We start from the raw sequence: 14959 nt of genomic DNA, 5'->3' as shown, positions 1-14959 counted from the left end.
AACGGGATCGCCCGCGCGAAGAAGAATTTACGGCAGGACTTTTGCGGAGAGGATAACAACCGGTTTGGTCGGCACATTCTGGTACGGGCCAACGTTATGCGACTGCACCTGAGAAATTTTATCAGCGACGTCCATCCCTTTGACAACCTTACCAAATACCGCGTACCCAAAATCACGCTGACCGTGATCGAGGAAGGCATTATCCGCCACGTTGATGAAGAACTGGCTGGTTGCGCTATCTTTATCAGCAGTACGCGCCATCGAGATGGTGCCACGGGTGTTACGCAGGCCGTTGTCCGCTTCGTTTTTGATAGGCGGGTTCGGTTGCTTCTGCTGCATCTGCTCGTTAAACCCGCCGCCCTGCACCATGAATCCGGGGATCACACGGTGGAAGGTGGTGTTGTTATAGAAACCGCTGTTGACGTAGTTCACGAAGTTTTCCACGGAAACCGGCGCTTTCTGGCTGTTCAGCTCCAGCTCAATATTCCCTGCGGAGGTCGTCAGCAGCACATGCGGATCGCCAGTCGCCGCCAGAGCCGCCGGGGAGATCGCTGAGAGTGCAAAAACAGCCGTCATGGCCGCCAGAGTTGATTTGAGCATGAGAATTCCTTAACGGGTGCAGTAAAGAAGGCAAGTGGCTTGATTCTAAAGAGGGTTTGCACCCCAGGCCAGACTTTTACTTAAGTTTACTTAGTTGAAACAGATGTAACCAGCGCAGCGCTGAGATCTCCGCACTTTTAATGTGATACAAGTCACGTTAACTAGTGCAATAGATAACATTGATGCAATAAAACTAGGAATGAATCACTGAAATGAATAAAATCTGCGCACCCGGCGGGGTGTCAACGCGTTTTACGTTTCTATTCATACAGGCCAGTCATGACTAACAGCAACCGTATCAAGCTCACATGGATCAGCTTCTTCTCCTACGCCCTTACCGGTGCGTTGGTGATTGTCACCGGGATGGTGATGGGAAATATCGCCGATTACTTTAATCTGCCCGTTTCCAGCATGAGTAACACCTTCACCTTCCTGAACGCCGGGATCCTGATTTCTATCTTCCTGAACGCGTGGCTGATGGAAATTGTGCCGCTGAAAACGCAGCTCCGCTTTGGCTTTGTGCTGATGGTGCTGGCGGTTGCCGGTCTGATGACCACGCACAGCCTGGCGCTGTTCTCTGCCGCGATGTTCGTACTTGGTCTGGTCAGCGGGATCACCATGTCTATCGGTACGTTCCTGATAACCCACATGTATGAAGGCCGCCAGCGCGGCGCGCGTCTGCTGTTCACCGACTCCTTCTTCAGCATGGCCGGGATGATCTTCCCGATGGTCGCCGCGGTTCTGCTGGCGCGCAGCATCGAGTGGTACTGGGTGTATGCCTGCATTGGTCTGGTCTACGTGGCTATCTTTATTCTGACCTTCGGCTGCGACTTCCCGGTTCTTGGCAAGAAAGCCGCGCCCGATGCACAGCCTGTGGTGAAAGAAAAATGGGGTATCGGCGTACTGTTCCTGTCGATTGCCGCGCTTTGCTACATCCTTGGTCAACTCGGGTTTATCTCCTGGGTGCCGGAATACGCCAAAGGCCTGGGCATGAGCCTGAACGACGCGGGTAAACTGGTCAGCGATTTCTGGATGTCATATATGTTCGGCATGTGGGCGTTCAGCTTCATTCTGCGCTTCTTCGACCTGCAACGTATTCTGACCGTGCTGGCGGGCCTGGCGACCGTGCTGATGTACTTCTTCATTAACGGCGAACCGCAGCATCTGGCGTGGTTTATTCTGACGCTGGGCTTCTTCTCCAGCGCGATTTACACCTCAATCATTACCCTGGGTTCGCTGCAAACCAAAGTGGCCTCGCCAAAACTGGTTAACTTCGTTCTGACCTGCGGTACTATCGGTACCATGCTGACCTTCGTGGTCACCGGCCCGATTGTGGCTCACAGTGGTCCGCATGCGGCGCTGGTCACCGCCAACGGCCTTTATGCTGTGGTCTTCGTGATGTGTGTGATCCTCGGCTTCGTTAGCCGCCATCGCCAGCACGGCGCGGCGTCTCACTAAGGCGATTGTTGTTGTGCCCGGTGGCGCTGGCGCTTACCGGGCCTACAGAAAATTTGCAATTTTTTGATATTTAATAAAATTGTAGGCCGGATAAGGCGTTTACGCCGCCATCCGGCATTTCATCGCCTCAGGTGTTTCGCGCGAAATCAACGCGCTCTCCCCGCACCCAGGTCTGTGCAGGCTGCGTTTGCGCAATCACCTTCCCTTCTCTTATCGACCAGCGTACCGGCACCTGACGGCGCACCGCCTCAAAGCCATTCTCCGCCGGTAAAATAATCAGGTTAGCCGTATTTCCCGGCGCGATGCCGTAATCCGTCACGCCAAGCGTCCGCGCGCTGTGGTGCGTAATCAGCTTCAGCCCCTCGTTGATTTGCTGATACCCCATCAACTGACAAACGTGCAGCCCCATATGCAGCACCTGCAACATATTCCCGGTACCGAGCGGATACCACGGGTCGAACACATCATCATGCCCGAAGCAGACGTTAATCTCTGCCGCCAGCATCTCTTTCACCCGGGTGATGCCGCGACGTTTCGGATAATCATCAAAACGCCCCTGAAGATGAATATTCACCAGCGGGTTGGCGACAAAGTTAATGCCCGACATCTTCAGCAAGCGGAATAAGCGCGAGGTATACGCGCCGTTGTAGGAGTGCATCGCCGTAGTGTGGCTCGCCGTCACCCGTGCGCCGATGCCCTCTTTCAACGCCAGCGCCGCCACGGTTTCGACAAAGCGCGACTGCTCATCGTCGATTTCATCGCAGTGAATATCCAGCTGGCGGTCATACTTCTGCGCCAGGCGAAACGCGATATGCAGCGATTCCACGCCATACTCGCGGGTAAATTCAAAGTGTGGGATCGCCCCCACCACATCCGCGCCAAGCTTCAGCGCCTCCTCCAGTAACGCTTCGCCGTTGGGATACGACAGAATCCCCTCCTGCGGGAAGGCCACAATTTGCAGGTCAACCCACGGCGCAACTTCCTGCTTCACCTCCAGCATGGCTTTCAGGGCGGTGAGCGACGGGTCGGAGACATCCACATGGGTACGCACGTACTGAATGCCATTCGCCATCTGCCACTTCAGGGTTTTCCACGCTCGAGCTTTCACATCGTCGTGGCTCAGCAGCGCTTTTCGCTCGGCCCAGCGTTCGATGCCTTCGAACAGGGTGCCGGACTGATTCCAGTTCGGCTCGCCTGCCGTTTGCGTGGTGTCGAGGTGAATATGCGGCTCGATAAACGGCGGCAGCGCTAAACCGCCCTCTGCGTCGAGAACCTGCGGGTCGTCAGCCAGCACCACCTCCATGGGGGTAATCGCGCCAAACTGGCCATTTTCTATCGCGATTTGCCATCGTCCTTCCTGATTCGGCAAACGCACATTCTGAATAAAGCGAAGCGGTAGCGTTGTCATTCCTTTCTCCCCCGTTTTTGTCGCTGTTTTTTTCACCAGCACGAAATTTTCATTTACCACTATTTTGTACACAAAAAGAGCAAGCCGGAAAAGCGTGTCTTTTCCGCAACTTATAAAAATACTGACAAATCAGTGATATACCCATTAAGTGGTAGGCAAAGGTGTATTTGATTTGTATCAATAATCGCCATAGCTGAATCGTTAAGGTAGGCAGTAATAGAAAAGAAATCGAGGCAATAATGAGCAAAGTCAGACTCGCAATTATCGGTAACGGCATGGTCGGCCACCGCTTTATCGAGGATCTTCTCGATAAGTCCGACGCCAGCCTTTACGACATCACCGTATTCTGTGAAGAACCGCGTAAAGCCTATGACCGCGTGCACCTTTCTTCCTACTTCTCCCATCATACAGCGGAAGAGCTGTCGCTGGTGCGCGAAGGTTACTATGAGAAGCATGGCGTTAATGTTCTGATTGGCGAACGCGCCATTACCATTAACCGTCAGGAAAAGGTGATTCACTCCAGCGCCGGTCGTACCGTTTTTTATGACAAATTGATCATGGCGACAGGTTCATACCCGTGGGTGCCGCCGATCAAGGGCTCTGAAACGCAGGACTGCTTTGTTTATCGTACCATCGAAGATCTTAACGCCATTGAATCCTGTGCGCGTCGCAGCAAACGCGGCGCGGTCGTTGGCGGCGGGCTGCTCGGCCTGGAAGCGGCTGGCGCGCTGAAAAGTTTAGGCGTAGAAACCCACGTCATTGAGTTCGCACCGATGCTGATGGCTGAACAGCTTGATCAGATGGGTGGCGAGCAGTTACGTCGTAAAATTGAAAGCATGGGCGTGCGCGTGCACACCAGCAAAAATACCAAAGAGATCGTTCAGGAAGGCAAAGAAGCGCGTAAAACCATGCGTTTTGCCGACGGCAGCGATTTAGAAGTCGACTTTATCGTCTTCTCTACCGGTATTCGTCCACGCGACAAACTGGCGACCCAGTGCGGTCTGGCCGTCGCGCAGCGCGGCGGTATCGTGATTAATGACACCTGCCAGACCTCCGACCCGGATATCTACGCCATCGGCGAATGTGCCAGCTGGAATAACCGTGTTTACGGCCTGGTTGCCCCTGGCTACAAAATGGCGCAGGTCGCCGTTGACCATATCCTCGGCACGCAGAATGCGTTCCAGGGCGCAGACCTGAGCGCCAAACTGAAGCTGCTGGGCGTTGATGTCGGCGGTATTGGCGATGCGCATGGTCGCACGCCGGGCGCGCGCAGCTACGTTTATCTCGATGAAAGCAAAGAAGTCTACAAACGCCTGATCGTCAGCGAAGACAACAAATACCTGCTCGGCGCAGTGCTGGTGGGTGATACCAGCGACTACGGCAACCTGCTGCAACTGGAGATGAACAAGATTGAGCTGCCGGAAAACCCGGACTCCTTGATTCTTCCTGCACACGCGGGCAGCGGTAAACCATCTATCGGCGTTGATAAACTGCCGGATAGCGCACAAATCTGTTCCTGCTTCGACGTCACCAAAGGCGACCTCGTCGCGGCGATTAACCGTGGCTGTCACACCGTTGCGGCGCTGAAAGCGGAAACCAAAGCCGGTACCGGCTGCGGCGGTTGTATCCCGCTGGTGACGCAGGTGCTGAATGCGGAACTGTCGAAACAGGGTATCGAAGTTAACAACAACCTCTGTGAACACTTCGCCTTCACCCGTCAGGAGCTGTATCACCTGATCCGCGTGGAAGGCATTAAATCCTTCAACGAACTGCTGCAAAAATACGGCAAAGGCTACGGCTGCGAAGTGTGTAAACCAACCGTCGGCTCACTGCTGGCCTCCTGCTGGAATGAGTACATCCTCAAACCGGAACATACGCCGTTGCAGGATACCAACGATAACTTCCTGGCGAACATGCAGAAAGACGGGACCTACTCCGTTATTCCGCGCTCTGCGGGCGGTGAAATCACCCCGGAAGGGCTGGTCGCCGTGGGCCGTATCGCGCGTGAATTCAACCTGTACACCAAAATCACCGGTTCCCAGCGTATCGGCCTGTTTGGCGCACAAAAAGACGACCTGCCGGAAATCTGGCGTCAACTGATTGATGCTGGCTTCGAAACCGGCCACGCGTATGCGAAAGCGCTGCGTATGGCGAAAACCTGCGTGGGCAGCACCTGGTGCCGCTATGGCGTGGGCGATAGCGTGGGCTTCGGCGTTGAGCTGGAAAACCGCTACAAAGGCATCCGTACGCCGCACAAAATGAAATTCGGCGTCTCCGGCTGTACCCGTGAATGTGCAGAAGCGCAGGGTAAAGACGTGGGCATCATCGCCACCGAGAAAGGCTGGAACCTGTATGTCTGCGGTAACGGCGGGATGAAACCGCGTCACGCGGACCTGCTGGCGGCCGATCTTGATCGCGATACGCTGGTGAAATACCTCGACCGCTTCATGATGTTCTACATCCGCACCGCCGATAAGCTGACGCGTACCGCGCCGTGGCTGGATAATCTGGAAGGCGGGATCGACTACCTGCGTGCCGTGATCATCGACGACAAACTGGGCCTGAACGAACATCTGGAATCTGAAATTGCCCGTCTGCGCGCGGCGTTCGCCTGTGAATGGACAGAAACCGTGAACAACCCGGCGGCACAGGTTCGTTTCAAACACTTTATCAATAGCGAGCAGCGTGACCCGAACGTGCAGGTTGTGCCTGAACGTGAACAGCATCGCCCGGCCACGCCGTACGAACGCATCCCGGTCACCATGGTGGAGGAAAACGCATGAGCCAGTGGATAAACATCTGCAAAATCGACGCTATTTTGCCGGCAACCGGCGTTTGCGCCCTGCTGGGCGACCAGCAGGTGGCGATTTTCCGCCCCTACGCTGACGACCAGGTTTTCGCCATCAGCAACATCGACCCGTTCTTTGAGTCCAGCGTGTTGTCACGCGGCCTGATTGCAGAACATCAGGGCGATTTATGGGTCGCCAGCCCGCTGAAAAAACAGCGTTTCCGTCTGCGCGATGGGCTGTGCATGGAGGACGAAAGCCACTCTGTCGCCCATTTTGAAGCCCGCGTGAAAGACGGCCAGGTACAGCTCAAAGCCTGACGTAACAGGTCATAGGTTCCTCCTATGACCTCTTAGAGGTAACAGCAGGAAAAGTCGTATGTTTCATGCGGCTTCTGCTGTTATTCTACCCGCCATATTCCCCCTGTTTCTGTCCATTTAAGAGGCTACACCGTGGATCACTTACCTATCTTCTGCCAGTTACACGACCGTGACTGTTTATTGGTTGGCGGCGGTGATGTTGCTGAACGTAAGGCCCGCTTGCTGCTAGATGCAGGCGCCCGTCTGACGGTCAACGCGCTGGAGTACGTTCCTCAGTTCAGGATATGGGAAGAAGCAGGCATGCTGACGCTGGTTGAGGGCGAGTTTGCCCCGTCTCTGCTTGATACCTGCTGGCTGGCGATCGCCGCCACGGATAACGACGCGGTGAATCAGCAGGTCAGTGAAGCGGCGGAAGCGCGACGCATTTTCTGCAACGTTGTCGATGCGCCGAAAGCCGCCAGTTTTATCATGCCATCAATTATCGACCGCTCGCCGCTAATGGTGGCAGTCTCTTCCGGCGGCACGTCTCCGGTGCTGGCGCGTCTGCTGCGCGAAAAGCTGGAATCGCTGCTGCCGCTGCATCTTGGGCAGGTGGCGCACTACGCAGGCCAGCTACGTTCACGGGTGAAAAAGCAGTTTGCCACCATCGCTGAACGTCGCCGTTTCTGGGAAAAACTGTTCAGCCATGATCGCTTAGCCCAGTCGCTGGCGAATCAGGACAAAGTTGCCATTGAACAGGTCACCGAACACCTGCTCACCGAACCGCTGGACCATCGCGGTGAAGTGGTACTGGTTGGCGCCGGGCCGGGCGATGCAGGCTTATTGACGCTCAAAGGGCTGCAACAAATCCAGCAGGCGGATGTGGTGGTTTATGACCGTCTGGTCTCCGATGACATTATGAATCTGGTGCGCCGCGACGCGGATCGCGTGTTTGTCGGTAAGCGTGCCGGTTATCACTGCGTGCCGCAGGATGAGATCAACCAGATCCTGCTGCGCGAAGCGCAGAAAGGGAAACGCGTGGTGCGCCTGAAAGGCGGCGATCCGTTTATCTTCGGGCGCGGCGGCGAAGAGCTGGAAACCCTGTGCGATGCCGGTATACCTTTCTCCGTCGTGCCGGGTATTACGGCGGCATCGGGTTGCTCGGCGTATTCGGGTATCCCGCTCACGCACCGCGACTATGCGCAAAGCGTACGTCTGGTCACCGGCCACCTGAAAACCGGCGGCGAGCTGGACTGGGAAAATCTGGCGGCAGAGAAACAAACGCTGGTGTTCTACATGGGGCTGAATCAGGCGGCGACCATCCAGCAAAAACTGATTGAACACGGCATGTCGGCAGAGATGCCGGTGGCGATTGTGGAGAACGGCACGGCCATTAAACAGCGCGTTGTCGATGGAACACTGGCAGAGTTAGGCGCACTGGCGCAGCAGATGGAAAGCCCGGCGCTGATTATCGTGGGTCGTGTGGTTGCGCTTCGTAGTAAACTGAACTGGTTCTCAAATCATTAATGCCCTTCGGGCGCGGTAAACCTGCCGCGCCCATATATAATACAAACACATGACACTTACGATTATTTGCTGCATCTCGCTATTTCAGTTTCCAAAATTATTGGCGGCTGTGGCCCAGCGACAGAACAATAATTTAAATAATATAAAAAAGCCGGGAAATTTCCCGGCTTCATCGATTTATTATAAAGGCTTGCCCACAAACCCAATCGCTTCGTAAACAGCTTTCAGCGTTTGCCCCGCGCGTGCGCTGGCTTTGTCCGCGCCCTCTTTCATAATTTTGTTGAGCAGCGCTTCATCGTTACGGAAACGGTGATAACGTTCCTGAAGCTCGGTCAGCATGCCGGAAACGGCTTCTGCCACTTCGCCTTTCAGGTGGCCGTACATTTTGCCTTCGAAGTGTTTTTCCAGCTCCGGAATGCTCTGGCCCGTAACGGCAGAGAGAATATCCAGCAGGTTGGAAACGCCCGCTTTCTCTTTCACGTCATAACGCACCACCGGCGGCTCTTCCGAGTCGGTCATCGCGCGTTTGATTTTCTTCACGACGGATTTCGGATCTTCCAGCAGGCCGATGACGTTATTGCGGTTGTCATCCGATTTGGACATCTTCTTGGTCGGCTCCAGCAGCGACATCACGCGCGCGCCGGATTTCGGAATAAACGGCTCTGGCACTTTAAAGATATCGCCGTAAATGGCGTTAAAGCGCTGGGCGATATCGCGGCTCAGTTCCAGGTGCTGTTTCTGATCTTCGCCCACCGGAACCTGGTTGGTTTGATACAGCAGGATATCTGCCGCCATCAGTACCGGGTAGTCGAACAGACCGGCGTTGATGTTTTCCGCATAGCGTGCGGATTTATCTTTGAACTGGGTCATACGGCTCAGTTCACCGAAGTAGGTGTAGCAGTTCAGCGCCCAGCTCAGCTGTGCGTGTTCCGGCACGTGAGACTGTACGAAGATGGTGCTTTTTTCCGGGTCGATGCCACAGGCCAGATAGAGCGCCAGGGTATCTAACGTTGCTTTGCGCAGCGCCTGCGGGTCCTGACGCACGGTGATCGCGTGCTGGTCAACGATGCAGTAGATGCAATGGTAGTCATCCTGCATGTTTACCCACTGACGCAGCGCACCCATGTAGTTGCCAATGGTCAATTCACCTGACGGCTGTGCGCCACTAAAAACGATGGGCTTAGTCATTTTCTAATTCCTGATTTTCACTGTGCGGAAGCCCGAGCGCGGGCAAGAGTTCATTAAACTGGTCGAAGATATAATCGGGCGAGCTGAGCGCGATAGATTCGCCATAATTGTAGCCGTAGGTCAGGCCCACAGAGCAGCAGCCCGCCGCCTGTGCCGCCTGAATATCGTTGCGGGAATCGCCCACAAACAACAGTTCAGCCGGTTCGATTTCCAGACGCTTCGCTACCAGCAACAGCGGCTCCGGATGCGGCTTCTTGTTCTGCACGTCATCGCCGCCAATCACCACGCTAAAGAAACGCGCAATCCCCAGCGACTCAAGCAGTGGCGCGACAAACGGCGTCGGCTTATTGGTCACCAGCGCCAGCGGCAGGCCTTTGTCATGCAGCGCCGCCAGCGTTTGTTCAACATGTGGGAAGAGGAAACTGCCCTCTTCGGCAAACTCGGCGTAGTAGCGATCAAACAGGCGACGCAGCACGCGCAGCTGTTCATCCTGCGGGATGTCCGCATGGTCAACGGAAGGTTTCCCCTGGGAGGCACGTTGAGTCGCACGCTCCTGACGAGACCAGGCCAGCGCCCGCTCCATCAGAACATCAGCACCGTTGCCAATCCAGGTCACCACGCGTTCTTCGCCTGCGACCGGGAGTTCCAGCGCGTAAAGCGCGCTATCTACCGCCGCGGTGAGCCCCGGCGCGCTATCCACCAGCGTACCGTCGAGATCGAAGGCCACGCCGCGGAGGTTTTGCAATTTATCCATGACTTACCTTTGCCAGTTCACTGCGCATTTCATCAATCACTTTTTTGTAATCCGGCTTATCAAAAATCGCGGAGCCTGCGACAAACATATCTGCCCCGGCGGCGGCGATTTCGCCGATGTTGTTCACCTTCACCCCGCCGTCCACTTCCAGGCGGATATCGTAGCCAGATTCGTCAATGCGACGGCGTACTTCGCGCAGCTTGTCGAGGGTGTGAGGAATAAAGGACTGGCCGCCAAAGCCTGGGTTCACCGACATCAGCAGGATCACGTCTAGTTTATCCATGACATAATCGAGATAGCTCAGCGGCGTTGCCGGGTTGAATACCAGCCCCGCTTTACAGCCGTGCTCTTTGATCAGTTGCAGCGTGCGGTCAACGTGCTCAGAGGCTTCGGGATGGAAGGTAATAATGCTGGCACCTGCTGCCGCGAAATCGGGAACAATACGGTCGACCGGCTTCACCATCAGATGAACGTCGATGGGCGCGGTAATACCGTAGTTGCGCAGGGCTTTCAGCACCATCGGGCCGATGGTCAGGTTCGGCACATAGTGGTTATCCATAACATCGAAATGAACCACATCCGCACCGGCTGCCAGTGCGTTGGCGGTGTCTTCACCCAGGCGGGCAAAATCAGCCGACAGAATTGAGGGGGCAATCAAAAACTGTTTCATCCGCATCTCCTAAAAACTATTTTTTATCTGCCGGGCGATACAACGCCAGCAGCTCATCCACCTTATTACGCGTGCCGCCGTTGCGGCTAATACTGCGTCGCACTTTTACGACGTGCTGTACTGCGTTGTTATACCACGCCACCGTCTCGGGTGTGCGATGGTTTGAAATCAGTACCGGAATACGCTTCGCCACCAGCTCTTCGGCTTTATCAGCCAGCAGCTTTTGCTGTTCGCTGCTGAAGCTATTGGTGTGGTAAGCCGTAAAGTTGGCCGTTGCGGAGAGCGGTGCGTAGGGCGGATCGCAATAGACGACCGCTTTCTTTGCCTGCTGCGCGCGATCCATACACACTTCATACGACTCGCAATAGAACTCAGCGTTCTGCGCTTTTTCGGCGAAGTGGTACAGCTCGGCTTCCGGGAAGTAAGGCTTCTTGTATCGGCCAAATGGCACGTTGAACTCACCGCGCAAATTGTAACGGCACAAACCGTTGTAGCCGTGACGATTTAAGTACAAGAAGAGAACCGCACGGCGCATTTTATCCGTGCTGGCGTTAAATTCGCTGCGAAACGCGTAGTAGCGTTCGGCATCATTCGTTTCTGGTGTGAAAACCTTACGCGCCTCGGCGACATAGTCGTCAGGCTGGTTTTTTACGATGTTGTAGAGATCGATAAGATCGCTGTTGATATCAGCAAGGATATAACGTGAAAAGTCGGTATTAAGAAATACCGACCCGGCACCCACGAAAGGCTCCACCAGGCAGTCACCTGATGGCAAGTGATGTCTAATATCTTCGAGCAGGGGGAATTTTCCCCCTGCCCATTTTAAAAAAGCGCGATTTTTTTTCATGCTGCCTAACTAATTACACTTTCTCCGGCTGTGGAGAAAGCTCCGACAGCATCCTGCGCTTGTAGCACGTCACATTACTTCAGGTCAGATTGCACCTGATGCAACGGTTTCGCCCACGGATTTTTTGCCTGAACATCGGCAGGCAGCGAGGTCACCGCGCGTTTCGCATCATCTTTCGACGCATACACACCCGTTACCAGCACATACCACGGCTGACCGTTACGCGTGGTCTGATACACCACGTAGTCTTTCAGATTCTCTTTCTTCGCCCAACCGTTCAGGTTGTCGTAGTTGGAAGAGGAGCTGAGCTGCAGCGTGTAATGACCGCCAGGCGCAGATTTCAGTGAATTCACATCGCCTGCAGATTTCGCCGCGCCGCTGGCTGCCGGAGCACTGGTTGCCGCAGTAGCAGCCGGTGCAGTGGTCGCCGCTGGTGCGGTCGTTGAAGTTGCCGCAGGCGCCGTGGTGGTTGCCGTTGCTGCCGGTTTCGCTGGAGCGGTAGAGGTAGCTGGCGTTTTCGCCGGCGTGCTCGTGGCTGCGGTTTCGGTGTGTTTCGTCTGCTGGGCAACAGGTTTAGGCGTTGCCGCCGGAGTCGGTTTCGCCGCCGCGGTCGTTTGCGGTTTGCTTTGCGGCTTCGGTTCAATCACAGCCTGTTTACGTTCAGGACGCGTTGCCGCCGTCTGCTGACGCGGTGCTGTTTCCGTTGCCGCCGGGCGAGATGCCGCGCCGTTACGGATAGGTGCAACGGTCGCCGGTTCGGTTGGCAGCGTGGAGTTAACCACCACGTTGTCGACCTGGCCCTGTTGCTGAGTCAGTGCATTGTTCAGATCGCCCTGTACTTCCACACGCTGCTGGCCTTCAGCCGTTGCGGCTGGCTGACCCTGAGTCGGCGTGGAAGAGATTGGCGGCAGAGAAACGTCCTGCTGCGGGTTAGCGCCTGCGGTTTGCTCTGCGGAAGTGGTGCCTGGCGCAGGCTGCGTGCCATTTGCCTGATCGGCAGCATCACCGGAGAGATCGATATTTTTTTCCGCCGACGCGCTCTGGTCGCTGGAAGAGGAAGACGGTGATTTCAGCGCCGAACCGATGCCCACGATCAGCAGCAGCAGCACCAGAATCCCGACACCCATCATAATGTACTGGCGAGAAGCCGGTTTACGCGGTGGGGATTTACGTTTACGCGGACGACGCTCGACGACTTCTTCCGCCTCTGCATCATCTTCGTCGTCATACAGCTCATCTTCGGGCTCGACATCTTCACGTGCCTTGCGGCTACGGGCCGGACGGCGCTCATCCGCTTCCAGCTCCACATCATCAAAATTGATCTGCGGCTCATTGTCACGATCGGAAGATTGACGAGAGCGACCAGTACGACGATCGCTGGGATCGGGTTTCAGCTCGTCTTCTGGTTTAAATTCATCCATTTAACACCCCACTAAAAGGCTCACGCCCACAACTATTGCACTTCACCTGAAGATAAAACGCCGCGCGAACGCGGCTTGACCTTTCTTATTGTTGCGCCCGCTGAGTATCAGCAATAGCGCCAAGAACCACATCATGCGGCACACCGCCGCGCACTTCACTTTTACCAATTGCCAGCGGGAGGACGAGTCGCATCTCACCGGCTAAAACTTTTTTGTCGCGCATCATATGCGGCAGATAGGCTTGTGCCGTCATCTCCTGCGGGCCCGTGACCGGCAGGTTTGCGCGCTTGAGCAGCGCAATAATACGCTGTGTCTCTTCCGGCTTAAACTGACCTAAGCGTTCAGAGGCATGCGCCGCCATGACCATGCCAGCAGCAACCGCTTCACCGTGAAGCCAGTTACCGTAACCCATCTCGGCTTCAATCGCATGTCCAAATGTATGTCCAAGATTGAGTAAAGCACGTAAGCCGGTTTCGCGCTCGTCCGCAGCGACAACTTCTGCTTTTAATTCGCAGCAGCGACGAATGCAGTACGCCATGGCTTTCTCATCGAGGGACATCAGGGCATCAATATTCTCTTCCAGCCAGTCGAAGAACGGCGCGTCGAGGATAATGCCATATTTGATGACCTCAGCGAGACCAGAAGAGAGTTCACGCGCAGGCAGGGTTTTCAGGCAGTTCAGGTCGACAACCACGGAAGCCGGTTGCCAGAACGCGCCAATCATATTCTTGCCAAGGGGATGGTTTACGGCTGTTTTGCCGCCAACCGAGGAATCTACCTGCGAAAGCAGCGTGGTAGGTACCTGAATAAAGCGCACGCCGCGCTGATAGCTCGCCGCCGCAAACCCGGTTAAATCGCCAATGACGCCGCCGCCAAGGGCAACCAGGGTCGTATCGCGACCGTGCGGTTTTTGCAGTAGTGCTGTAAAGACGGTGTCCATCACAGCCAGGCTTTTGTACTTCTCGCCATCGGGAAGGATCACGCTATCGACCTTGACGCCAGCCTGCTCTAACACAGAACGGACCTTATCAAGATAGAGCGGCGCCAGCGTTTCGTTGGTGACCAGCATAACCTGGCAGCCAGACTTGAGCGGTAAGAAGGAAGCTGGATCGTTAAACAAACCAGCCGCGATGGTTATCGGGTAACTACGTTCCCCGAGAGTTACAGTAAGCCTCTCCATAACGCGACGTCCACCTTGGTTACTTATATTCGCTTAAACGCTTTACGCTGACGCAGTGTTCGCTGCCCAGTATCAGTTGCTTTCCAGCATATGAATGATCTGGTTCGCGACCACTTTTGCACTCTGATCGTCAGTACGGATAGTGATGTCGGCAATCTCTTCATACAGCGGGTTGCGCTCATCGGCCAACGCCACGAAAACCTCGCGCTGCGGTGCATCAACCTGCAACAGCGGACGTTTTTTATCGCGCTGCGTACGTGCCAGCTGTTTTTCGATGGTCGTTTCGAGATAGACCACCACGCCGCGGGCGGAGAGACGATTGCGCGTTTCGCGAGATTTAACAGAGCCACCACCCGTCGCCAGAACAATGCCCTGCTTTTCGGTCAGCTCGTTGATGATCTTTTCTTCGCGGTCACGGAAACCTTCTTCGCCTTCGACATCAAAGACCCAGCCCACGTCAGCGCCTGTCCGTTTCTCAATCTCTTGATCAGAATCGTAAAATTCCATATTGAGCTGTTGGGCTAACTGGCGCCCAATAGTGCTTTTGCCGGCACCCATAGGTCCAACCAGAAAGATATTGCGTTTCTCTGCCATTTTTTTGGTACTACTAAGACTATTCGTTAATGATAAATCCGCGCCGCAAACACTTTGGCGTCGCCGGACATGAACTGAAACCTCTTGTGCGATACTGCGAGAGTCAGACTGAAAATTATCTCAATACTCCGGCTGGTTTGGCAACAGATTAAATTGCCGTCTTGAAGGAGACTGGAAAGAGGCGCCGACGCTCAAATCGGTACTCCTTGTATGCTAAATCCTGCCTC

Annotated in this window: 13 protein-coding genes and 1 pseudogene; 5 read left to right on the top strand and 9 right to left on the bottom strand. The window is 55.1% G+C overall.

Going from position 1 to position 14959, the window contains the following annotated elements:
- Positions 1–27 precede the first annotated feature (27 nt).
- The gene (gene ppiA, locus G163CM_RS19750; RefSeq protein WP_015962704.1) at positions 28–600 is read right to left on the bottom strand and encodes a peptidylprolyl isomerase A; all 573 of its coding nucleotides are present in this window, start codon (positions 598–600) and stop codon (positions 28–30) included.
- Positions 601–879: 279 nt separating this feature from the next.
- On the opposite strand from ppiA, the gene tsgA reads away from it, so the two are divergent.
- Entirely contained in the window at positions 880–2058 is a 1179-nt protein-coding gene (gene tsgA / locus G163CM_RS19745; RefSeq protein WP_015962703.1) for an MFS transporter TsgA, read from the top strand.
- Between the two features lie 127 nt (positions 2059–2185).
- Here the strand turns inward: tsgA and G163CM_RS19740 are convergent, their stop codons facing one another.
- Positions 2186–3466 (bottom strand): cytosine deaminase, encoded by a 1281-nt coding sequence (locus G163CM_RS19740; protein WP_231826046.1) that lies wholly within the window; start codon positions 3464–3466, stop codon positions 2186–2188.
- Positions 3467–3705: 239 nt separating this feature from the next.
- Here G163CM_RS19740 and nirB point away from each other — a divergent pair, with 239 nt between their 5' ends.
- The 4 genes and pseudogenes from nirB to G163CM_RS19720 form a co-directional block, all read left to right on the top strand.
- Complete coding sequence (gene nirB, locus G163CM_RS19735) at positions 3706–6249, top strand: nitrite reductase large subunit NirB (RefSeq protein WP_231826045.1); 2544 nt, start codon at positions 3706–3708, stop codon at positions 6247–6249.
- The gene (nirD, locus tag G163CM_RS19730) at positions 6246–6572 is read left to right on the top strand and encodes a nitrite reductase small subunit NirD (protein ID WP_231826044.1); all 327 of its coding nucleotides are present in this window, start codon (positions 6246–6248) and stop codon (positions 6570–6572) included. Before nirB ends, nirD begins: the two co-directional genes overlap by 4 nt.
- A gap of 132 nt (positions 6573–6704) precedes the next feature.
- Positions 6705–8078: a siroheme synthase CysG gene (gene cysG / locus G163CM_RS19725; RefSeq protein ID WP_015962699.1), complete on the top strand. Its 1374-nt coding sequence runs from the start codon at positions 6705–6707 to the stop codon at positions 8076–8078.
- Positions 8079–8132: 54 nt separating this feature from the next.
- Positions 8133–8210 (top strand): annotated as a pseudogene (locus G163CM_RS19720) (DUF4223 family protein); the annotation flags it as partial.
- 48 nt (positions 8211–8258) lie between these two features.
- On the opposite strand, the gene trpS reads toward G163CM_RS19720, so the two are convergent.
- The 7 genes from trpS to aroK all read right to left on the bottom strand — a co-directional run bounded on the left by trpS (position 8259) and on the right by aroK (position 14732).
- On the bottom strand, positions 8259–9266 hold the full coding sequence (gene trpS / locus G163CM_RS19715) for a tryptophan--tRNA ligase (protein ID WP_149464160.1): 1008 nt from the start codon (positions 9264–9266) through the stop codon (positions 8259–8261).
- Positions 9259–10020 carry a phosphoglycolate phosphatase gene (gene gph, locus G163CM_RS19710; RefSeq protein ID WP_231826043.1) on the bottom strand — a complete coding sequence of 254 codons (762 nt, stop codon included), beginning with the start codon at positions 10018–10020 and terminating at the stop codon, positions 9259–9261. The genes trpS and gph overlap by 8 nt, the downstream gene beginning before the upstream one ends.
- Positions 10013–10690, bottom strand: coding sequence for a ribulose-phosphate 3-epimerase (gene rpe / locus G163CM_RS19705; RefSeq protein ID WP_015962695.1), 678 nt, complete (start codon positions 10688–10690; stop codon positions 10013–10015). The genes gph and rpe overlap by 8 nt, the downstream gene beginning before the upstream one ends.
- Positions 10691–10706: 16 nt before the next feature.
- Positions 10707–11537, bottom strand: coding sequence for an adenine-specific DNA-methyltransferase (dam, locus tag G163CM_RS19700; RefSeq protein ID WP_231826042.1), 831 nt, complete (start codon positions 11535–11537; stop codon positions 10707–10709).
- Between the two features lie 74 nt (positions 11538–11611).
- Complete coding sequence (gene damX / locus G163CM_RS19695) at positions 11612–12958, bottom strand: cell division protein DamX (protein WP_231826041.1); 1347 nt, start codon at positions 12956–12958, stop codon at positions 11612–11614.
- Between the two features lie 85 nt (positions 12959–13043).
- Positions 13044–14138, bottom strand: a complete 1095-nt coding sequence (gene aroB / locus G163CM_RS19690) for a 3-dehydroquinate synthase (RefSeq protein WP_231826040.1) — start codon at positions 14136–14138, stop codon at positions 13044–13046.
- 72 nt (positions 14139–14210) lie between these two features.
- Positions 14211–14732: a shikimate kinase AroK gene (gene aroK, locus G163CM_RS19685; RefSeq protein ID WP_015962691.1), complete on the bottom strand. Its 522-nt coding sequence runs from the start codon at positions 14730–14732 to the stop codon at positions 14211–14213.
- Between the last annotated feature and the right edge of the window lie 227 nt (positions 14733–14959).

Origin of the sequence: Pseudocitrobacter corydidari (assembly GCF_021172065.1) — a bacterium.
In the GTDB taxonomy this organism is placed as follows: Bacteria; Pseudomonadota; Gammaproteobacteria; order Enterobacterales; family Enterobacteriaceae; genus Pseudocitrobacter; species Pseudocitrobacter corydidari.
The sequence above is the reverse complement of the archived record's forward strand: the minus strand, read 5'-3'. Positions and strand labels throughout refer to the sequence as shown.